Source organism: Pandoraea sp. LA3, assembly GCF_022696215.1.
GTDB classification, from domain to species: Bacteria; Pseudomonadota; Gammaproteobacteria; order Burkholderiales; family Burkholderiaceae; genus Pandoraea; species Pandoraea capi.
Map to the genome: position 1 here is coordinate 78199 of NZ_PTPY01000027.1, position 24790 is coordinate 102988.

21 protein-coding genes and 1 pseudogene are annotated in these 24790 nt (G+C 60.2%); 1 reads left to right on the top strand and 21 read right to left on the bottom strand.

Going from position 1 to position 24790, the window contains the following annotated elements; all coding sequences use genetic code 11:
- Window positions 1-177: 177 nt before the first annotated feature.
- Together C5N93_RS08130 and C5N93_RS08135 are read right to left on the bottom strand one after the other, a co-directional pair.
- Window positions 178-1503: an MFS transporter gene (locus C5N93_RS08130; protein ID WP_242558898.1), complete on the bottom strand. Its 1326-nt coding sequence runs from the start codon at window positions 1501-1503 to the stop codon at window positions 178-180.
- Window positions 1504-1809: 306 nt separating this feature from the next.
- A complete protein-coding gene (locus tag C5N93_RS08135; RefSeq protein WP_256388787.1) occupies window positions 1810-2631 on the bottom strand; it encodes a putative hydro-lyase in 822 nt (273 codons plus the stop codon).
- A 224-nt stretch (window positions 2632-2855) separates the two neighbouring features.
- Here C5N93_RS08135 and C5N93_RS08140 point away from each other — a divergent pair, with 224 nt between their 5' ends.
- On the top strand, window positions 2856-3788 hold the full coding sequence (locus tag C5N93_RS08140; protein WP_069344600.1) for a LysR family transcriptional regulator: 933 nt from the start codon (window positions 2856-2858) through the stop codon (window positions 3786-3788).
- Between the two features lie 36 nt (window positions 3789-3824).
- Here C5N93_RS08140 and C5N93_RS08145 read toward each other — a convergent pair whose 3' ends face one another.
- The 19 genes and pseudogenes from C5N93_RS08145 to C5N93_RS08235 all read right to left on the bottom strand — a co-directional run bounded on the left by C5N93_RS08145 (window position 3825) and on the right by C5N93_RS08235 (window position 24486).
- Window positions 3825-4193 carry a cytochrome C oxidase subunit IV family protein gene (locus C5N93_RS08145; RefSeq protein ID WP_242558899.1) on the bottom strand — a complete coding sequence of 123 codons (369 nt, stop codon included), beginning with the start codon at window positions 4191-4193 and terminating at the stop codon, window positions 3825-3827.
- A gap of 8 nt (window positions 4194-4201) precedes the next feature.
- The gene (locus C5N93_RS08150) at window positions 4202-4891 is read right to left on the bottom strand and encodes a heme-copper oxidase subunit III family protein (protein ID WP_242558900.1); all 690 of its coding nucleotides are present in this window, start codon (window positions 4889-4891) and stop codon (window positions 4202-4204) included.
- Between the two features lie 56 nt (window positions 4892-4947).
- Window positions 4948-5574, bottom strand: a complete 627-nt coding sequence (locus C5N93_RS08155) for a cytochrome c oxidase subunit 3 (RefSeq protein ID WP_242558901.1) — start codon at window positions 5572-5574, stop codon at window positions 4948-4950.
- Entirely contained in the window at window positions 5571-7448 is a 1878-nt protein-coding gene (ctaD, locus tag C5N93_RS08160; protein WP_242558902.1) for a cytochrome c oxidase subunit I, read from the bottom strand. Before ctaD ends, C5N93_RS08155 begins: the two co-directional genes overlap by 4 nt.
- A 566-nt stretch (window positions 7449-8014) precedes the next feature.
- Window positions 8015-9103, bottom strand: a pseudogene (locus C5N93_RS08165) (cytochrome c oxidase subunit II); the annotation flags it as partial.
- A gap of 271 nt (window positions 9104-9374) precedes the next feature.
- A complete protein-coding gene (locus tag C5N93_RS08170) occupies window positions 9375-10721 on the bottom strand; it encodes a hypothetical protein (protein WP_242558903.1) in 1347 nt (448 codons plus the stop codon).
- Window positions 10714-11880 (bottom strand): glycosyltransferase family 4 protein, encoded by a 1167-nt coding sequence (locus C5N93_RS08175; RefSeq protein ID WP_150722754.1) that lies wholly within the window; start codon window positions 11878-11880, stop codon window positions 10714-10716. Before C5N93_RS08175 ends, C5N93_RS08170 begins: the two co-directional genes overlap by 8 nt.
- A 91-nt stretch (window positions 11881-11971) precedes the next feature.
- Window positions 11972-13918, bottom strand: coding sequence for an asparagine synthase (glutamine-hydrolyzing) (asnB, locus tag C5N93_RS08180; RefSeq protein ID WP_242558904.1), 1947 nt, complete (start codon window positions 13916-13918; stop codon window positions 11972-11974).
- 95 nt (window positions 13919-14013) lie between these two features.
- Complete coding sequence (locus C5N93_RS08185; RefSeq protein WP_150722756.1) at window positions 14014-15177, bottom strand: O-antigen polymerase; 1164 nt, start codon at window positions 15175-15177, stop codon at window positions 14014-14016.
- Window positions 15174-16091 (bottom strand): glycosyltransferase, encoded by a 918-nt coding sequence (locus tag C5N93_RS08190; RefSeq protein WP_242558905.1) that lies wholly within the window; start codon window positions 16089-16091, stop codon window positions 15174-15176. Before C5N93_RS08190 ends, C5N93_RS08185 begins: the two co-directional genes overlap by 4 nt.
- Window positions 16084-17259 carry a hypothetical protein gene (locus tag C5N93_RS08195; RefSeq protein ID WP_242558906.1) on the bottom strand — a complete coding sequence of 392 codons (1176 nt, stop codon included), beginning with the start codon at window positions 17257-17259 and terminating at the stop codon, window positions 16084-16086. The genes C5N93_RS08190 and C5N93_RS08195 overlap by 8 nt, the downstream gene beginning before the upstream one ends.
- 258 nt (window positions 17260-17517) lie before the next feature.
- Window positions 17518-18606 carry a DegT/DnrJ/EryC1/StrS family aminotransferase gene (locus C5N93_RS08200; protein WP_242558907.1) on the bottom strand — a complete coding sequence of 363 codons (1089 nt, stop codon included), beginning with the start codon at window positions 18604-18606 and terminating at the stop codon, window positions 17518-17520.
- 2 nt (window positions 18607-18608) lie between these two features.
- Window positions 18609-19547, bottom strand: a complete 939-nt coding sequence (locus tag C5N93_RS08205; protein WP_242558908.1) for a GNAT family N-acetyltransferase — start codon at window positions 19545-19547, stop codon at window positions 18609-18611.
- Window positions 19544-20473, bottom strand: coding sequence for a hypothetical protein (locus C5N93_RS08210; protein WP_150722761.1), 930 nt, complete (start codon window positions 20471-20473; stop codon window positions 19544-19546). The genes C5N93_RS08205 and C5N93_RS08210 overlap by 4 nt, the downstream gene beginning before the upstream one ends.
- 9 nt (window positions 20474-20482) lie before the next feature.
- Window positions 20483-21151 carry an acetyltransferase gene (locus C5N93_RS08215; RefSeq protein WP_242558909.1) on the bottom strand — a complete coding sequence of 223 codons (669 nt, stop codon included), beginning with the start codon at window positions 21149-21151 and terminating at the stop codon, window positions 20483-20485.
- Window positions 21141-21554, bottom strand: coding sequence for an FdtA/QdtA family cupin domain-containing protein (locus C5N93_RS08220; RefSeq protein WP_150722763.1), 414 nt, complete (start codon window positions 21552-21554; stop codon window positions 21141-21143). Before C5N93_RS08220 ends, C5N93_RS08215 begins: the two co-directional genes overlap by 11 nt.
- A gap of 79 nt (window positions 21555-21633) precedes the next feature.
- Complete coding sequence (locus C5N93_RS08225; RefSeq protein ID WP_150722764.1) at window positions 21634-22674, bottom strand: NAD-dependent epimerase/dehydratase family protein; 1041 nt, start codon at window positions 22672-22674, stop codon at window positions 21634-21636.
- Between the two features lie 2 nt (window positions 22675-22676).
- Window positions 22677-23951: a Vi polysaccharide biosynthesis UDP-N-acetylglucosamine C-6 dehydrogenase TviB gene (gene tviB / locus C5N93_RS08230; protein WP_242558920.1), complete on the bottom strand. Its 1275-nt coding sequence runs from the start codon at window positions 23949-23951 to the stop codon at window positions 22677-22679.
- 169 nt (window positions 23952-24120) lie between these two features.
- The gene (locus C5N93_RS08235) at window positions 24121-24486 is read right to left on the bottom strand and encodes a MarR family EPS-associated transcriptional regulator (RefSeq protein WP_150722766.1); all 366 of its coding nucleotides are present in this window, start codon (window positions 24484-24486) and stop codon (window positions 24121-24123) included.
- Between the last annotated feature and the right edge of the window lie 304 nt (window positions 24487-24790).

The window sequence follows — 24790 nt, forward strand, 5'->3', positions numbered from 1 at the left end:
ATTCGTAGTCCGAAACACAAGACGCACGAATCCCGGTGCGGATCCATTCGGAGGTCACCGAACGGATCCTCACACTAGCGATTTCGCTATCGGGAGAGGTTCAACAGAGCGCATCGGACGCGGCAGCGACGGCTGCCGCGGTGGATCATTGGCACATGTCGTGCGGTCGTTCGCCGATCAGTGCGTGCGCGCCTCGAGCGAGTCGAGTTCGCGACCGCGCGTCTCGGGCAGCGTGAGCGCTGCGAGGATCAGCACGCCGTACGCCACACCGGCGAAGATGCCGATCGTCGTCCCGAGACCGTACTCTTTCGAGAGCATGCCGATCAGGAACGGGAACAGTGCACCGACGGCGCGGCCGACGTTGTAACAGAAACCCTGGCCGGAACCGCGAACGCGCGTCGGGAACAGCTCCGTCAGGAACGCCCCCATGCCGCTGAAGATACCCGAGGCAAAGAAGCCGAGCGGGAAGCCGAGCCAGAACATGGCGCTGTCGGTCAGCGGCAGCGACGTGTACGAGAACGCGATCACCATCGAGCCGACGGAGAACAGAATGAAGTTCGGCTTACGGCCCAGACGATCCGTCAGATACGAGCTCGCCAGATAGCCGACCCACGAGCCGAAGATGATCATCGCGAGATAGCCGCCGGTGCCCATCACGGTGAGATGACGCTCCGTCTTCAGGAACGTGGGCAGCCACGTCGTGATCGCGTAGTAACCCCCTTGAGCGCCCGTCGTCAGCAATGCCGCACGGATCGTCGTCGACAGCAGCGCGGGGCTGAAGATCGCCGCCAGACCTGGCGCGTCTTCCGACTTCGCCTGCTTGGCCTTCTCCTTCTGGTACACCTCCGGTTCCTGCACGTAGCGGCGGATGAACAGCACCAGCAGCGCGGGCAGCAGACCGATCAGGAACAGGGCGCGCCAGGCGAGATCGCCAGGCATCAGCGAGAACAGCACCGAGTAGAGAATCGCCGTCAGACCCCAGCCGATGGCCCAGCCCGACTGCACGAGACCCACGGCTTTGCCGCGATCGCGAGCGCGGATCACTTCGCCGATGAGCACGGCGCCTGCCGTCCATTCACCCCCGAAGCCGAAGCCCATGAGCGCGCGTGCGGCGAGCAGTTGGTGGTAGTTCTGCGCGAGACCGCACAGCCCGGTGAACACGGCGAACCACAGCACCGTGAGTTGCAGCGTGCGCACGCGGCCGATGCGGTCCGACAGAATGCCGGCGACCCAGCCGCCGAGCGCGGAAGCGAGCAGCGTAAGCGTGCCGATGAAGCCCGCGTCGGCAAGGCTGATGCCCCACGTCGCGACCAGCGTCGGAATGACGAAGCTCAGCATCTGGGTATCCATGCCGTCGAGCATGTAACCGACCTTGCAGCTCCAGAACGCGCGCTTTTCGCGCGGCGTGGCGTCGCCATACCAGCCGAACAGGCTGCCGCCGGCTTCCGCCGGGGCGGAGGCATTCGACGCTGCGGGGGGCGCGAGTGGGGTTTTGCTTTCCATGAGAAAAAGACTCCGGTGATGTCCTGACTTGCCGTGTGGTGCACTCGGGCCGCGCTCATCCGATAGGCGTGAGTCGTCACCGGCGGGCAATACCTCTCCCGCCGCAGCCCTTCATGGCGCGGTTCTTTTGTTAATACGTGATACTTGTTGACGCGGGTGATGCAGGGGTTGATGCGATGCGAAGACGAATGTCCCGAAGCGAATACATCACATCGAATACGTTGTGCAAAAACGTCGAAAGCTCACTCGCGACGCGCCCGGACACTCGCACTCATGCAAGCCGCCCCGTGCGCGCCGGTGTCGCCATCAGAAGACGGCAAGCGAAGCGTTCGGAATATCCGTCATCAGCATGTAACCCGGACGATGCGCAATCGCGAGCGGCAGCTTCGCACCCATGAGCGCCGTCTGCGGGGTCACGCCGCAGGCCCAGTACACCGGCAGTTCGCCATCGCGAATGGTCACGGCGTCGCCGAAATCCGGCTTCGACAGGTCCTCGATGCCCAGCTCGGCCGGATCGCCGATATGGATCGGTGCGCCGTGCACGCCGGGAAAGCGCGTGGTGATCTGTACGGCACGAATCGCATCGGCGCCCTTCATCGGGCGCATCGACACGACCAGCTCGCCGCCGAACTTGCCCGCGCGCTGGTTGGCGATCTTGGTGCGGTACATCGGCACGTTACAGCCTTCGTCCACGTGACGCAGCGGAATGCCCGCCTTGGCCAGCATGTCCTCGAACGAGAACGAGCAACCGATGGCGAACACCACGAAGTCGCTCTGCCAGAACTCGGCGAGGTTATCGACCTGTGCGTCGAGCTTGCCGTCGCGATAGACGTTGTAGCCCGGCACGTCGGTGCGGATATCGACCTCGCGACCCAGCGACGGCACATGCCATTGGCCCGGCTCGCCCACGCCCAGCAACGGGCACGCCTTCGGGTTGCTCTGACAGAAGCGCAGGAAGTCATGCGAGTGCGCCACCGGCAGGATAGCGAGATTCGCCTGCGCGAAGTCGCCGCAGTAGCCGGCCGTCGGACCACGGAACTGCGCCGAGCGCACCGCCTGACGGAATTCGTAAGGCGTGATGGTCTCGCGCTGCGAAGTGAAGTCGTGCGGGGTGGCGCGTTGGTTCATGACGGATCCTGCATCCTGCGTTTTGGGGGAGATGCCATGGCGGCATCGGATAGGCAGAAGCATAGAAAGAAAAAAAAGTTATCGCTAACGAGTTTTTGTTCGCACCGCCGTATAGAATTTCTTAACGACCTCGGGGGTTTTCCCGAGGTTCGTTGCATTTATTTTCACTGCCCCGTTCACCGTACATTGCGTGATTTGGGCAGCTTCCCAGCTTGCAGGCCCCCATGAACACGCGCTTTCTCGAAACGTTCGTCACGCTCGCCGTCCTGCGCAACTTCCGCGCGACGGCCGCCGCCCTGCACGCCACGCCGGCCGCCATCTCGCAACGGCTCAAAGTGCTCGAAGAGGAGTTGAAGACCGAACTGGTCGATCGGGAAAGCCGCGAGTTTCGTCTCACGCCGAACGGCGAATATCTGCTCGGGTATGCGAAAGCGGTCGTGGAAGCGGCGCGACGTCTGCAAGCGGCAGCGTCAGGCGAGAGCACCTTGCGCGGCCGGTTGCGGCTCGGTGTGATCGAGACCGTCGTGCATAGCTGGCTGCCGAACTACCTGCGACGCCTCGCCGCCGACTACCCCACCCTCGAAGTCGAGTTGACGGTCGACGTCTCCGTGCAATTGCAGCGCCGCCTCATGGCCGACGAACTCGATCTCATCATTCGCGTGGAAGGCAGCGACGACAGCAGCGTGGTGTGCAACGCGCTCGCCAACTATCCGGTGCACTGGATTGCGCGCAAGGGAATGTTTCCGAACACGCGCAGCGGGCTCGCGAAGCAAGTGCTTCAGCATCCGATCCTGACGTACGGGCGCGGCACTGCGCCGCATCGCGCGCTCGAAGACATCGTGGCCAAGCTCGCGGGCGTGCACGGCGTGCCGCTCTCGGAAACGCGCGTGACCGGATCGCCCTCGATTGCCGTGATCGTACAACTGGTGCGCGACGGCTTCGGCGTGGCGGCGATTCCGCGTCTGTTCGTCGACACGCTGATCGCGAATGGTGAAGTGGTTGAGTTGCCGTTGCAGCCCGCACCGCCGTCCATCGTCGTGTCGATGTCACGACGCGCCGATGCGCCGCTCTTCGTTCACGGCGCCGCCACCGCCGCGCGCACGGCATGCGCCGAGTACTGCCAGAAAAGCGACCGTCGTCTGGTGGAATTGTTGTGAGGGCTTGAGGTATTCAGGTCTGCGCGCGTCTGCGATTCAGCGGAAATGCGCCAATCGCGTGACGAACGTGAAATCGGCTTCCGCCGCCATCAACGCCATGAGCACGAGCAACGCCAGCGGCGGAATCAGGATCGCGTAGACGAGCGCGAGACGCTCCCATCGCATGTGCATGAACACTGCCACGATCAGGCCCGCCTTCGCGATCATCAGCGCGAGGATCAGGCCCCATCGCAGCATGCCTTGCAGGTTCGCGTAGTCGACGAGATACGAGAGCGTCGAGAGCACGAACAGCAGTCCCCACACCTTCAGATAAAGGCCAACGGCGTGTTGCTGTCCGGTGTGTTCCACCGGCGTGACCGGGGGTGCCGACGACGCAGCGTCGGCCGGTGTCGCAGCGGATTGCATCGCTCCTCCTACCAGAGATAGAACAGCGCAAAGATGAACACCCACACGAGATCGACGAAGTGCCAGTAGAGGCCCGCGATCTCCACGAGTTCGTAGTTGCCGCGTCGCTCCAGCGTGCCGTTGAGCACTTTGCGCATGACGCTCAGCAGGTAGATCACCCCGGCGCTCACGTGGAGTCCATGAAAGCCTGTGATCATGAAGAAGCACGCGCCGAACTGCGCCGCCCCCATCGAATTACCCCACGGACGAATGCCTTCGTGCACGATCAGATTCGTCCATTCGAACGCTTGCATGGCGACGAAGGCGATGCCGAAATACGCCGTCGCCAGAATGCAGGCGGCGGTCTTGTCGCGGTCGCGTCGATAGGCGTAGTTCACCGCCATCGCCATCGTGCCGCTGCTGGTGATGAGCACGAACGTCATGATCGCGATGAGCAGCAGCGGCACCGGATGACCGTTCACGCTCAGCGCAAAGATCTCCGCCGGATTCGGCCAGGGCGCGGTCGTCGACATGCGCACCGTCATGTAGCCGATGAGGAAGCTGCTGAACACGAAGGTGTCCGAGAGCAGGAAGATCCACATCATCGCCTTGCCCCACGGCACGCGAAACGCTGCGCGATCTCCCGCCCAGTCGGTGACGACACCGCGCCAGCCGTCCGGCGGCTCGGCGGTCGTGGCTGCTGACGACGAAGTGTTCACGATACGACTCCTATGCAACGCCTCCCGGCTCGGCCCGGCACCTGCGGATCACGGGGTCACGCGCCGGTGCCGCAAAGCCGCTGCGCAATCTCGGGCGTGAGGTTGACGATGGCCGCGAACAGCACCACCCACAACACGAACAGAAAGTGCCAGTACTGTGCGGTCAGCGACAGCCGTCGCGCGCGGGCCGCATGTGACATGCGATGCGACGCGAGCAACGCCCACGCCACCATCCCGCCGAGCAGATGCAGCGCATGCAGGCCGGTGAGCAGATAGAAGAAGCTGTTGGCCGGATTGCCGCTCACGCCATAACGTCGCATCGTGAGGTCGTGCCACACCCAGACCTGCCCCACGACGAACCCCAGCGCCAGCACACCGCTCGCGCCCCATTCGCGTCGCGAGCGACGCAGTTCGCCGTGACGGGCCAGCGACGCCGACGATTGCATCACGATGCATGCGGCGGCCAGCAGGCCGGTATTCACCCACAGCGCATTGACGGGCGGCAACGGGCGCCAGTCGCCGAGGCTCATGCGCATCACGTACGCCACGAGCATCAGCCCGAAGAGCATGCCGATCACGCCCATGAGCCACCAGAGCGCGACCTGCGATGCCGACCGTCTGCGCGGCTGTGCCACGGGTGCGCCGCCGGGCGGCATGGGGGGCCAGGACGGAACGGGTTTCATGGCGTCGCTCCTTTCGGGGAATCCGGCGGTGGCGTGCGTGATGCGGGCGGTTCGGTTTGCCCGGGTGGCGCAGGGGGGCCGCGATGCAGCGCCGCCGAGTCGCCATGCACCAGCGTGGCCGGGCGTCGCGGGTCCGGCGCGAGGTTCTGCGGCACGAAGTCGTCGACATCGCCCGGCACGCTGTACTCGTACGGCCAGCGATACGCCGTGGGCAACACCGGCCCCCAGTTGCCGTGCGCGGGCGGCACGTGCGGTGTCTGCCATTCGAGCGACGCCGCACGCCATGGATTCGCGCCGGCGAGCTTGCCGTGCCGCACGCTCCACGCCAAATTGAACAGGAACAGCAACTGTCCGAGCGCCACCACGAAGGCCGCCACCGAGATGTAGGTGTTCATCGTGTGCGCCGAGTCGGGAATGAAGCTGTAGTTCTGAAACTCGTAGTAGCGACGCGGCATGCCGAGAATGCCGAGGTAGTGCATCGGAAAGAAGATGGCGTAAGTGCCGAGAAACGTAATCCAGAAGTGCCACTGTCCGAGGCGGTCGTCAAGACGTCTGCCGGTCACGAGCGGATACCAGTGATAGATGCCGCCGAAGATCACCAGTAGCGGCGCCACGCCCATCACCATATGAAAGTGCGCCACCACGAAGTAGGTGTTCGACAGCGGCATGTCCACGCTGACGTTGCCGAGGAACAGCCCCGTGAGCCCGCCGATGCAAAAGGTGCTGATAAAGCCGATGGCGAACAGCATCGGCACCGTCAGATGAATGTCGCCGCGCCACAGCGTGAGCACCCAGTTGTAGACCTTGATCGCGGTCGGAATCGCGATGATGAGCGTGGTCGTCGCGAAGAGAAACCCGAAATACGGATTCATGCCGCTGATGAACATGTGGTGCGCCCACACCACGAACGACAACGCGCCGATGGCGAGAATCGCCCACACCATCATGCGATAGCCGAAGATGTTCTTGCGCGCGTGCACGCTGATCAGATCGGACACGATACCGAACGCGGGCAGCGCCACGATGTAGACCTCGGGGTGACCGAAGAACCAGAACAGATGCTGGAACAGCAGCGGGCTGCCGCCGCGATAGTCCAGCGGCTGCCCCAGCGACACGATCGCCGGCATGAAGAAGCTCGTGTGCAGCGTCTTGTCGAGCAGCATCATCACGCCGGAGACGAACAGCGCCGGGAAGGCGAGCAGCGCGAGCACCGTCGCCATCACGATGCCCCAGACGGTCAGCGGCATGCGCAGCAGCGTCATCCCCTCGGTACGCGCTTGCAGGGCTGTGGTGACGTAATTGAGCCCGCCCATCGTCGCGGCGACGATGAAGATCACCAGGGAGATCAGCATCAGCACGATGCCCCACTCCGTGCCCGGTGTGCCGGGCAGGATGGCCTGCGGTGGATAGAGTGTCCAGCCGGCGCCGGTCGGGCCGCCCGGCACGAAGAAGCTCACCATCAGCACGACGACAGCCAGCAGGTAGACCCAGTAACTGAGCATGTTCAGGAACGGGAAGACCATGTCGCGCGCGCCGACCATGAGCGGAATCAGGTAGTTGCCGAACCCGCCGAGGAACAGTGCGGTGAGCAGGTAGATCACCATGATCATGCCGTGCATGGTGACGTACTGGTAGTAATGGCTGGCGTCGATGAACGAGAACTTGCCGGGGAAGCCGAGTTGCAGACGCATGAGGTTGGACAGCACGAGGCCGACCAGTCCCACGGCAATGGCCGTGCATGTGTATTGCACGGCGATCACCTTGTGGTCCTGACTCCAGACGTATTTCGTCCAGAAGCTTTGCGGGCCATGCGCGCCGGAACCATAGCCCCCTGCGTGGGCGGCGGAGTTGTCGTTGTCGGCATTGCCTGTCATGACCAACCTCCCGGTGAAATCGCTACGATTTCCTGTGATTGCCGGTGCGCGGCGCACAAGCGCTCATCGCACCGGACCGTCTATGGCGCCGGACGGATCATCGGCACGCTTGGCTGGACCGGCCCGGACGGCTGCGGACCGGTGGACTGCCGCGGCGGTATCGCCAGCGGCGGCGCCGTGGTCCTCGGATCGTTCTGCAACGGCAGGCCGGGCGTGCCGCCCGAGCGGCGCGCGGGCTGCGACGGCGCCTGAGCGCCGTTGCCCGACGACGGCGATGACGGGGTGAGTGGCGCGTACTGCGCCGGCGGACGCGGTGTCAGCGGCGTGTTCTGCGCGTTCTGCGCGAGCGTCAGCGCAGCGGTTTGCGCGGACGGTGAGGCGTGTGCGGCGCCCGACGCCATGGCCAGAGGAAGGATCGCGACGGCAGCGGCACGTTGAAGAGGTTTGAACATATCGACCGAAGAAAAGGCTATGGGTGGAGTCGGTTGAGCTGACTGAGCTGACTGAGCTGATGGAGCCGAGGGCGCGGGGGCATCCGGTTTCGCCGACGGGCTCGTGCCCAGTGTCCGGATGTAGGCAATCAGCGCCTTCAGTTCGTCGTCGCTCAGCTCTACTATAGGCATGATCGGCGCAAAGCCTTTGGGTACCCGCGCCGTTGGATTGCGGATGAACGTGGCGAGGTAAGCCTCGTCGACGTGCGCGGAGCTACCGTCCTGAAACGTCTCCGTCTTGCCGTAGAGACCGTGCCATGTCGGTCCGACGCCGGGCGAGCCATCCACCGAATGGCAGCCTGCGCATCCCTTGGCCTGCGCGAGCAACTTGCCTTTCGCCGCGAGCGGATCGGCCGCCGCCGCGCCGGCGTGCTTCGCCTGCAATGCCGCGAAGGTCGGTAGTGTGGCCACCCAGGCGTCGTAAGCGGGCTTGTCGTCGACGACCACCACGCCACGCATGTTCGCGTGCCCGACGCCGCACAGTTGCGCACACAGGATGTCGAAACGCCCGGTGCGCGTCGGCGTCAGCCACATCTGCGTAACCATCCCCGGCACCATGTTCATGCGCGTGCGAAACGGCGGGACGTAGAAATCGTGCAACACGTCTTTGGCGCGCAGCAGCAATTTCACCGGCTGCCCGACGAGTAGATGCAGCTCCGGGGCATCGACGATGCGGTTGTCCTGATTGGCGGGATCCCGGGGATTCAGGCCCAGCGGATTGTCGGCGGTGACATATTGAGGGTCCGAAGTGCCCAGACGCCCGTCCGGTCCCGGCAGCCGGAAGCGCCATTGCCACTGCTGGCCGACGACCTCGACCACGCGGGCGTCTTTCGGCGGATCGATGAGTTTGGCGTAGACGAACAGCCCGGGGGCGAGCATGGCCGCGATGCCGACGGTGGTGATACCGATCAGCCAGGCTTCGAGGCGGCGGTTATGGGGCTCGTACGCCGCCCGATGCCCGTCGCGATGCCGATAGCGAAAGATCGCCCATGCCACGAAAAGATTGACGACAACGAAGGCAACGCCGGTGATCACCAGCGTAATCGTGAGGGTGTCGTCCATCTGCCGCCAGTTCGACGCCAGCGGGGTCAGCCACCACGGACTCCAGAAATGAAAAGCGAGCGCGGCAGCGACGACGACGATCAGGAGGATGGGTAGCGCCATGGCACGCTCGCCCTCTCCCGCGCATCCCGACAAGACAATGGGCCGCTTAACAGCACTATCGTTATCATTGGCGCCCTCCTCTACGTGCGGCAACCGATGTGTGTCGGGGGTCGCCGCAACGCCGTAGCCAAGAGCGGCGGGGGCCGCCATTTCTGGCTACGTTTCTAAGGCTAGTTCGAGAATGCCGTCTGTCAAGGTAAGGTGAACCGAGTGGCGCCGTATACGCAAAACGGGCCGCCAGGCCCGTTTTGATCTCGTTGGTAGAGAGAACTTACGACGTTGTTGCAGTGCGGCGCTCGAAAAATCTCAGCACCGTCGAATACAGCTCCTTGACGTGGGTCTGATCCGCGGGCGCGTACTGCGCGACGCCTGAACTGAAATACGAAAATCCGGTTTGCTGGTGCATACCGTTCTTGATCGCCACGAAGGCCACTTCCGGCGCGAGCGGCCACTCCTTTGCATCCAGGGTCACACGTAGATTTGCATCGATTTCGTGCGGGTAGGTCAGCGTTACGAAGAGGCTGTCCCCGCGGTTATCGATCTCGCCGAATATCGGAGTGCCGTCCTTGACTGTCGTCACGCTGAACAACCGCGCCTGTGCAGCTGCGGCCTGCTCGGCAGAGTCGAACGTCAGCAGGAAGTCGCGTGTCATGCGAGGCTGAATCGACTTGACGCGAATCCCGAGCTTGTCCATGAAGCTCGCGTGATCCTTCAGGCGGTAGTAATACTTCACCCGGTCGTACGGCTTTTGCGACAACCCTGTGGCAACAATCACTTCCGTGTTCTCGAAGCTGAGGTAGTCGGCGACCAGCCGGTCGTAGACCTCAAGCATTTCCGCAATCGGGTCGACTTCTCCCGACACGTACCACGCCGGATTCGCAATCTTCGTCTTGCCCTTGACGATTCGGGAGTTGAAGAAATAGTGGTGCTGGATGTGCGCGCCGGCATTCAGGAACACGGTGGAAAAGTCGGGCGCATTCGCACGGAACAGTTTCGCGTGAATATCGTGGAGCAAGAGATCGAGCACGAGCGCCTTTCTCCACGACGCTCCCTTGCTCGTGGCCACGAGCTTGGCATACAGGCCATAGTGCTTCGGCTGCGCGAAACGCAGCAGCCCCAATGCGAGATGCATGGCGCTCTTGAACGTAATGCGCGCCTGAGCGTTGTCGTTGACCGTCTGCGACACGGCTTCGGTCAATACACGACTCCACCAGGAGCCATCGCTCGGTGTTGCCGTCCACGGATCGGGAATGAAATACGCCGGCGCATTCAGACGATTTTCCGCGTTCATTGCGGACACGCAGCCGACCCGCAGGCCGTTGCGCTCAAGCTGCTCGAACAGTTGCGGCACATTTGAACCGACGATGTCGCCGAGACGGAAAATGCCATGTTCGGCATACGTCTTGCCACTATGCACCGAAGCCCATTGAATCCAAGGCTCGATCTCCTCGTAGTTCTGTTCGCAGGTGGAACGAACACCCGCCCCCGAAATCAGCTTTGCCAAAGCGGGGAAACGGCCCGGGTACTCCCGGACGTAATCTGCCGCGATATCGAAATTGATTTCGTTCAACTCGACGAGAACGAGTCGCTTACGCACTGAGGATTGTGAACTATGCATGTTTTAGCAGCCTTGCATATATTGCCAGCGTTGTATTGGTGACGGCTTCGATGCCGAATTTCGAAATAGAGAGACGTCGACCTGCCTCACCATAGCGTTCACGGCGTGCTCGGTCATTGATCAGCGACAAAAGCGCTGCTGTCAGCGCTTCGGTGTCCCGAATCGGTACCAGATCACCGGTTTCGCCATTGACAATCGCCTCGCGACATCCGATAGCGTCGGTTGTGACGACGGCACATCCCGCGGCGGCGGCCTCGAGAAGCGCCTTGGGCATGCCTTCCCGATATGACGGCAAGCAGACGATACTTGCCTCGCGGAACCACGGCGCAATGTTCTCGACGTGCCCGAGGAACTCAACCAGCCCTTCGGCTTCCCACTCGGCAATCTGCTCTCGGCTAACGCTGGTCGGATTGCCATAGTCCGCCGCGCCTGCCAGAACAAAACGCCAGTCCGGCGCTGCCGCTTTGATCGCCCGTGCGGCATTGACGAACTCAATGACGCCCTTGTCCTTGAGCATGCGCGCGGGCAACATCACGATCGGCGTCTTCCGCTCGATCGGCGCGTCGATGAAAGCGGACAGTTCCACGCCTGAACCGGGAATCAACGTAATCTGCGCTTCCTTGACCAGCCCCTGCGAGAGCAACGCCGCTTTGTCGTCAAGATTTTGGACTATCACTTCCAGGTTTTTGTGCCCGTAAGCAAACCGGGCCAACTGACGGTACACCATGCCGATGATGCGGCGTTTCCAGCCACCTTTACCGGCGTCCGTCTGCGCGAAACCCACCCCTGAGATTGCCAGTACGACCGCTTTCACACCATTGACCCGCGCAGCTAGACCGCCATACAGCAATCCCTTGGGGGACGCGCAGTGCACCAGGTCGGGTCGCGACCGTCGCATGGAAAACACCAACTCCAGCAGCCCCCTGAGTTCCAGCAACGGATTCACACTGGCACTACGAAAGGCAACGCGCTTGTGAGCGATGTTCGCTTTGCTCAACACGGCTTCGGCGTGCGGTTCCATCGAAGCACTGCCCGCCTGTCCCGTGAGGAGATCCACCTGATAACCCGCCTTGCGCGCCCCAATGGCGAGCGGAAGGCGGTGCGACACAAAAAAGGCTGCGTGGTTGATCACGTAAGTGATGTGCACCTGACGACTCATCGCTCCTTCCCTTCCCGTTTTCTTTGCACTTTGGGGCGTATTTTAGCAGGCGGACTAGTGCCGCATGCCGCGTCGGCGTATGTCATGCAGGTCATCCCTGTCGCGACGCTTCGAACCACGCCTGGAACATCAACACATCCCAAAGCTGATACTGCCAATTGCGTTGTCCGCTCAGATGCTCCTGCCAGCGCCGACGAATCGGTTCCGGCTGGAAAAACCCCTCGGCCCGCAAACGCGACTCGGACAACAGCGACTCCGCCCATTCACGCAGCGGTCCACGCAACCATCGATCGAGTGGCACGCCGAACCCCATCTTGGGACGCTCGATCAGTTCCCGCGGCACATGGCGATACAGAATCTCCCGCAATGGCCACTTGGTCACGCCATTGCGCAGCTTGTACTCAAGCGGAAGCGACCATGCGAACTCCACAACCCGATGGTCGAGGAAGGGAACGCGCGTCTCGAGACTCACACTCATCGCGGCACGGTCGACTTTGGCAAGAATATCGTCTGGCAGATACGTCACCATATCGAGCGCCATCATGCGCTCGACGTCACCAAGCGCATGCAGCGCTGCAGATTGATCGGTAAATTCACTAACCGGTTCAGCCGCGCCGATCACCACACGATCCGGCTCGGACCAGTGGGAAACCATGCCGCGATACAAATCCGAGACGGTCTCGTTACCTAGCAGACTGGCGCCCTTGTGCAGCTTGTCGCCCGCCCGAGCCACGCCAAACCATGCCCCCACCTTGTCCAGACCTAGCGGAGGGATAGCACTGATAGCGCTCGCAGCCAGCATACGCAACGGTTTCGGTACCCGCGAAAGCTTTCCCCAGAGGGCAGCGGTCATCTGATACCGGCGATAGCCGCAGAACAATTCGTCACCCGCATCGCCGGAAAGTGACACGGTCACGTGCTCGCGCGCCAGTTGGCTCACCAGGAACGTAGGGATCTGCGACGAATCTGCGAAGGGCTCCGAATACATCTGCGGCAAACGCGGAATGACCGCAAGCGCCTGCTCAGGCGAGACGTACAACTCCGTGTGTTCCGTGCCGAGATGTCTGGCGACCGCCTTCGCATGTTCGGCTTCGTTGTAGCCCTCTTCATGAAAGCCGATCGTGAATGTCTTTACTGGTCGCGAGGACTGCGCCTGCATCAATGCAACCACCGTGGAGGAATCGATCCCCCCCGACAGAAAAGCGCCCAGAGGAACGTCGGCCATCATCTGTTGCCCGATCGCATCCATCAGCAGCGTTTGCAGCGCGTCGACCGCTTCGTCGGCACTCCCCCGGAAAGGGTTGGCGGTACCGCGCAGAGCGACGTCGATTCCCGACCACCAGGTTTTGATTTCCGGCTCGGGGCGATGCACCGAGACCGTCAGCATATTGCCCGGCGCCAACTTGCGAATGCCTCGATAGATCGAGTGCACCGAGCCAATGCAGTTGTAGCGCATATGCAGCGCCAGTGCATCCCGGTCGACTTCCGCACCGAACGCCGGGTGACGCCGCAGCGCGGCAAGCTCGGAGCCAAACAGGAACGCAGCCTGGCTACCTGTGCCCTGCCAGCCATAGTACAACGGCTTTTCGCCGAGCCGATCGCGCGCGAGCGTCAGCGTGCGCTGCTCGCGGTCCCAGATGGCCAGCGCAAACATGCCAACCGCCCGATTCAAGGTCGCTTCGATACCCCAAACGTCGAATCCGGCGACGAACGTTTCGGAGTCGGAGTGCCCACGCCATTGCGCGCCCCCTCCGTCACGCTCCAGTTCGGCGCGCATCGTCAAGTGGTTGTAGACCTCGCCGTTGTAGATCATTACGTAGCGGCCACTCGGCGAAGTCATCGGCTGCGCCCCCGCGGGCGTCAAGTCGACGATGGCGAGGCGGCGGTGCCCGAGCGCGATGTGGTTATCCGCATCGACCCACGCGCCCCCGGCATCCGGGCCGCGATGCAGGATGGCATCGGACATCGCCCCCAGCCAACCGTTCATCTCGTTCGCGCCGGTTGCGCCAGCCATCAAAAATCCTGCGATTCCACACATGAGTCAGCGTCTCGAAAAAAAGGAAGGGCAAATCAACATCCCCAAACCCGACAGACGGGGCATGTCATTCGCCCGGCAAGAGGATTTTCCTCATGTCAAGGTTGGTTCACAGGCTCATGTTGCGGCGCCACCCTCTCTGACCTCTTTGTCGCAAGTGCCGAGCGAGAGAAGAAGAACGGCGACAACGCGATCGACATCCAGATCACGCCAGACGTCGTGTAGTAGTCGTAAAACACCGATAACGACAACACCGTCATGTTGACGGCCGCCCATGCGCGCAACAGTCCATTCCCGGTCTTGCGATAGGCTCGGTCCAGCGTGCCGGAAAGCAACCCGATGAGAAACATCGCGCAATACAGGCCAACCGTTCCATAGTCGATGAAGTACACGCCAAACATTGTGTAGACGTTGGTCGGCAGCGGCGTGAACACGTTCGGCAGAATCGTCGTCGGCGTGAAGTCGAAGAAGTTCGCCAGAATCGAGTGAATTGGATAGAACGACAGGAAGTAGCCGTCCAGCGTACCCTGCCCCATTAGCAAGGCGTCGAATGCATGAAGCGGTGCCGCTGCATAAACGACGAACCCCAATTCCGCCGTCGACTTACCCACGATCTGCCCGATCAGCGCAAAACCGTAGAAGAGAACTGAGACAACGACCGCGACGCGAATCGTCACGTTGAGATTGATCCGCTTGGGCAGCATCCAGAAGTAGAACGCTGTCAACGCGGACACAAACAAGGCGGAGCGCGCTGACGACAGATAGATGTTGAAAATGACCGCCATGACCGCCAGCGCGAGGCTCATCGCATTGAAGCGACGTCGATACGCGATGATGTAAGCAGGCATGAGGAACAGAAAGAAGTTACCTAGCGACAACCCCTTAATGGCATTCTGGCCGCCCTCTACCGTCATGATGATGCGATATTGCATCACCGAATCCGGCAGGAAAAACCCCGGGCCGACCATCAGATAACGATCGAGTAACCCGAGCAGGAAGAACAGCCAGAACATTGCCAGAAACGTGCGATGCGCCGCATGCTCCCGAAGTCCGAGCCGGGAAAACTGACATAACGCCCCGATCGCACCCAATCGCGTGGCGACCCACGCCGTGGGCCAATAGCCGACGTAAAAGCACACCAGACCGATCAGCATGACCGACCAGTAACGGTCGCTGAACGGATAAAAGATCCCTGCGTCCCACGACAGAACATGCGCCACGAAAAGCACGCCGGTCAGAACCATCCAGGCGCTGGCCCTCATGGCTTCACTCGCCCCAGGGTGAGCAGCGAAATCGCAATCGCGCCGAACGCCTCGATGGTAGGCCAGACCTTGATACTGGCAAACAAGGCACGCAGGTAATGCTTGCGCCCGTCGAGTCGGCGCAACAGACGGAGATGAATGGAGTAGCTGCGCAGCGCGTCAAAGACATATTCGGGATGATTGACGGCAACCCAGTTGGTCGTATTCAGCGCATCCAGAATGGCCTGGCGATTCAGTGAAGACGATGTCGACGTCGTGTTCGAATCATGACGACGGTACTTCGCCAACACCTTGTTCACATAGCCGATGCGCCCGCCGTTGACCGTCGTGGCAATCCACAGCAACCAGTCCGATGCGACCGGAAAGGCTTCGTTATAACCGCCGGGCGGGAGCGACTCCCGCCGCACCATGACGGCATTACCGCCTGCAAAGCACCCATGGACGATCAGCTCGCGCACGGTGCCTTCGCGAGCCGGGTTCTTTCGGCCGTTGTAGTAGCCGAGCACTTTGCCCGTAGCGGAATCGAAGATTTCCAGGTTGTGGTAGCACAGCACGCAGTCCGGATGCTTTCGGAAGTAGTCGACCTGTGCGTGAATCTTGCCGGGCAGCATGACATCGTCGCCCGCATGGAAGGCGACAAAATCGCCCGAGCACAACGACAGCGCGATATTGGCATTGCGCGTGATGCCAACGTTTTTTTCGTTCAGATTGACGGTGAAAATGCCCGGATACTTCTCGGCATAGGCTCGCACGATGTCCTGCGTTCCGTCGCGGGACGCGTCGTCGGACACGACGATCTGAAGATCGTCGTAATTCTGATCGAGTACGGAATCCAGCGATTCCCGGATGAACTTCGATGCGTTGTAAGTCAGAACCAGTACGCTGACTTTTGCCGGGCGTTTGTCGTCATGCATGATGCGCGCGTCCCAAATGCTTGATAAAAAATCCGTTGATCACGACGGACAGCAATTGCCCGCTGACAAAGGTCGCTACCGTACCCGTCACCCCGAAGCGGGCCGTCAGGAAGTAGCCCAGCGGAAGCATCAGCGCGCCCGTCACGATAGTCAGTGTCGATGTCGCGGCAAAGTAACCGAACCCAATCCAGAATGGTGCCATCACCAGACTCAGGAAAAGTCCGGGAGCGCCAAGGACCAGCAAAATATATAGGGTGCCGACGTTTGCATATTGCCCGTGAAAGAAGCGCTGTGCGGCGAACCAAACGACACCGACCGAGAGCACCGCGAGCAGACAATGCACCGCCAGCCCCTTATACAGCACGCCACGGAAGCGCATCCAGGCTTCCTTCGCGCCAAGTTGCGGCACCAGCTTGTAAGCAAACTGTGCAATCGCGAAAGGCAGGATCGAGAGGGCCGTCAGCAATTGGACCGCAATCTGATATTCGGACGCTGCCTTGGCGCCGGCGAGTTTGAACGCAATCAGCACGTCGACACCACCGAAGATTACGGTGCCGATGATGCTGGGATGCAGTCTCACCGATTTTTTCAGCATGCCCAGGAACGCCGTCCATTCGAACGTCAGACGGATGTCACGTCGACGAAACTCCGAGACCAGCCCCACGCAATACCCGAGCACGATCACCAACTGGCCTGCAACCAGCGATGCGAGCACTTCCACCGCGTCGAGATGCCCTCTGAGGAAGCCCATCACCAACACACCGCCCCACGCTACCGTCTTGCCCACCACGATGGCTTTGTTGCCGGTGTTGAGCCGCCCCAGCGCCGTCAGGAACGCATAGAAGTACAGTTCGAGGACAAATATCGGCAAACCGATCGCCAGAAGCAGCAGATAAGGTTCGACATAGATTCGCCGGAAGTCGTCTGACACACAGCCGTATGCATACAGCGCGAGTATCGCAATCGCGGGAAACAAGACACATCCGACAAGCAGACTTCCCCCGATGTCACCGACCGACTGCTGTCGGCGCTCGCCGATCTGGTGGATGGCGATTTGCCCGAAACTCAGAGAACTCACAATCGACACGGTCTTCAACAGTGAAAAACCGGCGATATAAACCCCTCGATCAACGGGCCTCATCCACGAGGTCGTGATGAGCAGAAGCACCAGTTCCGAGCCGAGTACGTAGCCACGCGAGAACCCCGAGCCAAAAATCGCGCTGAGGACGTCTTTCTTACTCAAAGCATTTCCTTGATAACGCGGCGCTCACCGGCGCCCCGGTCCGGGGTCGAAGCAGGCCCGGGATTCAGGCGCGCCGGCGCTGGTGCTGTCACGTCGCACTGTCGGGTTGCCGGATTGCGCCGGCAATCACGGCGCGTTGCGTATGTCGATAGAGAATCCCGTTGCCGTCCAACGGTGCCGGCGTTACAGGCTTTTGGCCACGCTTTCAATCACCGTTCGAATATCGGACTCGGCCATCGTCGGCCCCATCGGAAGGCTCAGTACCTCATCGTGGATGGTCTCGGAGATCGGGAATGCCCCCTTACCGTAGCCGAGATCGACATAAGCGTCCTGCAAATGCGGAGCGATCGGATAGTGGATCAAGGCCGCGACACCGTGCTCCTTGAGGCGCTGAACCATCTGATCGCGCTGCTTGGTACGAATGACGTACAGGTGCCAGACCGGGTTCGCGTCGCTCATGACTTGCGGGACGACGACGTCGCGCAGACTGTCGGAGTAGGTCGCGGCGATCTGACGGCGAATTTCCGTCTGAGCGTCGAGGTGACGAAGCTTGACGCGAAGGAAGGCAGCCTGCATCTCGTCCAGACGCGCGTTGTACCCGCGCATTTCATGCTTGTACTTGATCTGGGAACCGTAGTTGCCGAGCATGCGCACCTTGGTGATGAGGTCGGGATCGTTGGACGTCACCGCACCGCCGTCACCCAATGCGCCGAGATTCTTTCCTGGATAGAAGCTGAAAGCAGCCGCGTCACCGAGCGCCCCGGCCTTACGTCCTTTGTATGTGGCGCCATGCGCTTGTGCCGCATCTTCGATGACACGCAGTCCATGCTTCTTGCCGATGGCGACGATCGGGTCCATATCGGCCGGTTGACCGTAAAGATGAACCGCGATGATCGCCTTCGTGCGCTCGGTAATCGCGGCTTCGATCTTCGCAGGATCGATGTTGTACGTCTCGATCAACGGCTCTACCGGGACCGGCGTCGCACCACAATAGGTAACAGCCAGCCATGTCGCGATAAACGTGTTGGACGGCACGATGACCTCGTCGCCCGGGCCGATATCGTATGCGCGCAGAATCAGATGAAGCGCATCCAGGCCATTGCTGACCCCAACGCTCCCCGACGTCCCGCAATAGCTCGCGAATTCCGACTCGAACGCAGCCACTTCCTGACCGTGAATGAACCAGCCGCTGTGCAACACTCGGTCGAAGGCTTGCTTCAGTTCGCTTTCGAGGGCGAGGTTGATTCCTTTGATATCGAGAAATTGAATCATGCTTACAAGTCCCATTCGTAAAAGTCGTGAACCATTCCGCGACCGCCGAAGCCTTCCTTCTGTTTGATCAAACCTTCATTCAGAAACTGGCCTTGCTGTTCGGTGGAGATGCCGAAACTCAGATACTGCTTTTCGGAGAAAGTGTTTTCGATCAGATTGACCAGCAAGAAATCGAGCGCGCCCAAGGCCCGGCCTTCGTCCGAGGCCGCCATGTACTGGGTATGCACCCCGGGGCCAAGATCGAATACCAGCGATGCGGCGAGCAGTCTGTCTTCCAGGAGAACGCCGAAAAGCCGGATGTTCTCCGGAAATCTCGATTTGAGCAGTCGGAGTTCCGCAACGGAATGCACCGGCGAGCTACCGAATCGGGCCAGGACGGAGGCCAGCAACGCGTGGAAGCCCTCCGTATCGTCGATCTCTTCGAAACGCGCACCGGCCTTCGGGGCCTTACGCGCCGTATTCTTCCGGGAATCGCTGAACTTGGGGCGAGTTGCCAGTTCAATCACCGACGACAGATCCCGTCGGTAGAGCCGTGCGCTCATTCGAAACAGCGCGTAGAGATCCTCGTCGGCGGGATACGTGTGAAACACGCGCGGCACCGGCTTATAGACGACCTTTTGGAAGCCCGCCGCCTTGAAGTGCTCGGCGAGCGTGTCGAACATGCTTAACACCGTCGTCGCATGCACGTCTTTTCCGTAGATCAGCCCGCCGTATGTCAGACCACCGTGGCTCACTACGCTGTCGCCATGCGCGCTGCACGGGAACACCGCGACCACCTTGCCATTCTCCTGAAACAGGAGCGAGCAGTCCGTAAAACGGTCTGCGTGATAATCCATGTAATCGCGCAGATGGAGAAAGGTGCCGTTCTTCGAATTGCGCACGACACCGTCCCAGGCATCTTTCAGCTCAGGGCCGTAACGCGTTACCGAGCCCACGGTCATGCGAGCACAACCTGGTTGCCGACAGCCGCGCCGAAGCCGTTAAGCCCCATCTTGTTGCCGTTGTAGATCATGAGCGTCTGACCGGCGTCGCTGATCAGCGTCGGGTAGCACAGCGTCTCGGAATCCCAACCCGATTCGGACGGCGCAATGCCAAGGCTCGAGTCGTCGCGCTCCCACTTGATCCCGTCGTTCGAACGGAAAAAGCTCGGCGTGTATTCGCCCGAAATAGTGCCCTTGGTCGCATACATCACGTAGGACCCATCGGCGACCTTGTAGACCTTCGGACGGCCGATCCGGTATTCCGGCGAAACGGCTTCCACGCACGTCACGGCCGAACGCGGGATATTGAGAAGATCCTTCGTCTCGGTGTAGCAGATGTGATACTGCGGGTATGGGACGCCGTTGATCATCTCCCAACCGTCGCCGCGCGCGAACCAGATGCGCCAGACACCATTTTCGTAACGCGCGGTATGAATTGCGCCGATCGTGCTCTGGAAACGGTCCCGCTCAAGGATCGGCGATTCGCTCAGGCGACGGAATGTCTCGCCGCCATCCTCCGACAACGCCACACCGGAGAACGCAAGAAACTTTGCTTTCCTGACGAGTTGAAAACCGACGTAAAACAAATAGACGCCGGACGGCGTTTTCACGACATCGCCCATGATGACGCCGTTGTCGTCGAAGCATCCGTCGCGGCCGATGTCGAGCACCGGCGTCTTCGAGACGCCAAGAATTCGCGACGGATCGCCTGAAGCAATGTCCACGTAACCAATGCGACTCACGCCTTCTGCGTCGCGAAATCCGGCGAACACGCGAATCGTTTCATCATTGAGACGGAACGGTTGCGGCGTTAGCGCCGAGTTACAAAACCATTGCTGGTTCGTGTATTTGGCGGCGTCGAACACCAGCCCCAGTTTGTTCCACATGACGTCCCCTCAGATCCCGGCTTCGAAGCTCGATTTACCCGGGACGGCCCGGGCCGGGCTGCCGGCGTAAATACGTTCGGCTTCCGTGTCCTTTGCGATATGACTGCCGGCCGCAATCAAGCAATTCTCGGCAATGCGAACGTTGTCGTTGAGCGTCGCATTGACGCCGATGAAGGTACCGGAACCGATATCGCAATAGCCGGAAATCACCGCATGCGAAGTGACGAAACAATTGTCATTAATCACGCTGCGGTGACCGACGTGATTGCCACTCCAGAGAATGCAGTTATTGCCAATGGTCACGAACGGCTGGATCGTGTTCATTTCGAAAATGAACGAATTCTCGCCGATGGTGGCATTTCGCCAGACGAACGCACGGCTGCTGACGTAAGTCGCGAACGAGTAGCCCTTCGCTTTCAGATCCTGATAGAAACGGGTACGCGTGCGGTTCATGTCGGATGCCGGAATGCCCGTGAAGGCGAGATATTCGCCAGCCGGGAAACGAGCCTCGACCTCCTCATAAGGGACGACCGGCAGATCGTATAGCGTCGGCTCCTTGATGTATTCCTTGTTCACGCAGAAGGCGACGACTTCGTAATCACTGTCGTACGTGAAGTATTCGTATGCAATCTGAGCAAATTCGCCTGCGCCGACGATGAAAACTTTCTTAGCTGTCATGCGATTCTCCCTTTGCGATTTCCAGGAACTCCTTGTAGTCGCGAATGTAGTCGGACTCGTCGTAATGTGCGTTGGCCAGCACCATCAACACGCAATCCGGCGAAAAGTCATACATTTCGCGCCACATCATGGATTCGATCAGCAGGCCCTGCGCCGGGTTGTCCAGAAACAACTCCACACGCTCACTGCCATCGTCCAAGAGAAAGCGGCATTGCCCACGCACGGCAATCACCATCTGTCGGAGATTGCGGTGGGCATGCATGCCGCGCTTGATTCCTTCCTTCGTGCCGAAGAGGTAATAAACGCGTTTGATTTCGAAAGGCACGTTGCGCTGGTCTTCCAGCGCGATCAGCGCGCCACGATCATCGCCGTGCTTTTGCAATTGAACCAGCTCGATTTCCATCTCCAGCTCCCTTCGCGAATCGCTTTTTCAAAAGTGTCGCCGGTGCCGACGCTGTCGGTATCCGGGTGCCCCAGCGCCGTCAGGCAGGGCGCGTTTCCAGAAAATCGACGTACCAATCCATCGCTTCTTTCAGGCCTTCGCCAATACGATGTGTCGGCTGGTAACCCAGCAACCGCCGCGCTTTGTCTATGTCGGCGAGCGAATGACGCACGTCGCCCGCGCGGAAATCCCGGTAGACGGGCTGCGCGTTATTCAGGTGCGGATACTTCGCGGCGAGGTTTTCGCGCAGATGATGGTAGAGCTCGTTCAGCGTCGTACGATCGCCGACGGCGACGTTGTAGACCTGATTGATGGCCTCATCGTTCGTGACGGTGCCGGCAAGCAGATTGGCCTGAACGGCGTTGTCGACATAGCAGAAATCCCGGCTCGTTTCGCCGTCGCCGTTAATGAATACGGCTTCGTTACGGGCAAGTGAGGCGATCCACTTGGGAATGACCGCTGCGTAGGCGCCGTCCGGATCCTGACGGCGTCCGAAGATATTGAAATAACGCAGGCCGATTGTCTTGAGCCCGTAGGTACGGGCGAATACATCGGCGTACAGCTCATTGACCAGTTTGGTCACGGCGTAGGGCGAGAGCGGCTTTCCGGTCTTATCTTCCACCTTCGGCAGCCCCGGATGGTCGCCATAGGTCGAACTGCTCGCCGCGTAGACGAAGCGACTCACCTTGGCGTCGCGCGCCGCCACGAGCATGTTCAGAAAACCGTCGATATTGTTCTGATTCGTATTGATCGGGTCGGCAATGCTGCGCGGCACCGACCCCAGCGCGGCCTGATGCAGCACGATGTCCACGCCGTCGCATACCTTTTGGCACGTCTCGAGGTCGCGAATATCACCCTGCACGAAGCGAAAGTTCGACCATTGTCCGGCGGAAACCTGACGCTGCACCTCGTCGAGATTCCGTTGATGCCCGCCGCTGAAGTTGTCGAGACCGACCACACGCTGATTCAGCGTGAGCAGCGCCTGAAGCAGATTGCTGCCTACAAAACCCGCGACACCGGTGACGAGCCAGGTTTGCGGGGTGGTACTGAGGTGCAATTTAAGATTGTCGAAAGCTGTCATTCTTACAGTCTCAGATCGGATTGGTTCGCCGTGAGCACGTATTTCAGGTCGTAGAGCACGCTGGTGGTCTTACCGAAAGTACGAATGGCGTCTGGCCCCATCGCCTTGAACTGCTCGTGCGCCACCGCGAGAATGATCGCGTCGTAGCTTCCCGGAACCGGCGACTCGACCGGCGTGATGCCGTACTCGTGATGGGCCTCTTCGGCGCTCACCCATGGGTCGTAGACATCGACCTCACAGTTGTAATCCTTGAGCTCTGCCACGATGTCCACAACGCGCGTATTGCGCAGATCGGGACAGTTCTCCTTGAACGTCAGCCCCATGACGAGCACCTTCGCGCCTTCCACATGGATGCGCTTCTTGGTCATCGCCTTGACGAGCTGCGCCACGACATACATACCCATGCTGTCGTTCAGGCGCCGGCCGGCCAGAATGATTTCGGGGTTGTAGCCGATAGCCTGTGCTTTGTGCGTGAGGTAATAGGGATCCACACCGATACAGTGACCACCGACCAGACCCGGACGGAACGGGAGGAAATTCCACTTGCTTCCCGCCGCCTTCAGGACGGCTTCCGTATCGATTCCCATCTTGTTAAAGATGAGCGCCAGTTCGTTGATCAACGCAATGTTCAGATCGCGCTGCGTGTTCTCGATGACCTTGGCAGCTTCTGCGACCTTGATGCTTTCTGCCTTATGGGTGCCCACGGTCACGATCTCGTTGTAGAGATCGTCGACAAGCGTTGCAATCTCAGGCGTCGAACCGGACGTGACCTTCTTGATCGTGGTGACCCGATGTTCCTTATCGCCGGGGTTGATGCGCTCAGGGCTGTAACCACAAAAGAAGTCGACATTGAACTTCAGACCGGAATATTTTTCCAGCACGGGCACGCAATCTTCCTCGGTGCAGCCGGGATATACCGTCGATTCATAAATGACGATATCGCCCTTTTTGAGCACTTTCCCAACCGTTTCGCTGGCTTTGATGAGCGGCGTCAGATCGGGCCGCTTGAAGTCGTCGATGGGCGTGGGCACCGTCACAATGTAGCAATTGCATTCACGAAGATCGTTCACGTCCGTGGTGAACGAGAGATGCTTTGCCTCAGCAAGCTCTTCTGCGGTCGTCTCCAATGTGGAATCGTTGCCGCCCTTCAATTCCCCGATGCGACGCTGATTAATGTCGAAACCGGTCACAGAGCGTGTGCGGCCGAACTCTACAGCCAGCGGCAACCCCACATAACCCAGCCCCACAATTGCAAGTCTCACACCCGCTAGATTCATAAATCGCTCCACGACCCCGGATACCAAAATCCGAGAGGTTACCAATTTCAGCTTTATCCACCTGCATCGGGTGAACGCAAAATGGATGCAGATGCTACCAGATCAGAGATCGACTTTACGATCGTCTTACGACTGCCATTACGGCATGTATTTCTTATGCAGCATGCATTTAGCTATGTTGCGTCGGAATTTCGTCGCCGACTTCGCACTCTCTTTTAAGTGCTTCTATTTCTTCTTTTAGTGCTTCGTACTCGTCCATCTTGCGCTTGAGAAAGCGACTGGTGAGCGCGGCGCGCTCAGCGACGCCGCTTGGCGTCAATACATAGACGTAACCGAACTTGTTCTTTGAGTGAGCGAAGTTTTGCATCTTCACCCATCCCTTGAGCATGAGCGCCTTGAGGCAGTAATTGAGGCCGCCGACGCTCACGCCCAACTTCTCCGCCAACTCACGTTGCGTCAGATCCGGATTTTCCTGAAGAATGCGCATCACTCGGAAGTACGTATCTTCCTGCACTTTTGCTTGACGGCTCGTCATGGGGTGGCGGTCCCTCTGGATTGACTGATTCGACGCGGGAATTCACGTCGGCGGATCGATACAGCACACCCCGGTGAGCGCCGCGCCATGGCAGCCGCCCAACGTTTCGGCGGGTTTTGTCAAAACTTGAACAATTCTACCTGCCGTGCAATACCAAGGACAAGCGCGTGACAAGATATTTTACAAATCCCCGTCTCCCGCATGACGGCTGGGGCAGCGGGAGACGATCCCACGACGTCAAGGCGCGCTTGTGACATCCGGGGACAACAGAATTGACGATGAGACGAATCGCTGCGGAATGGAA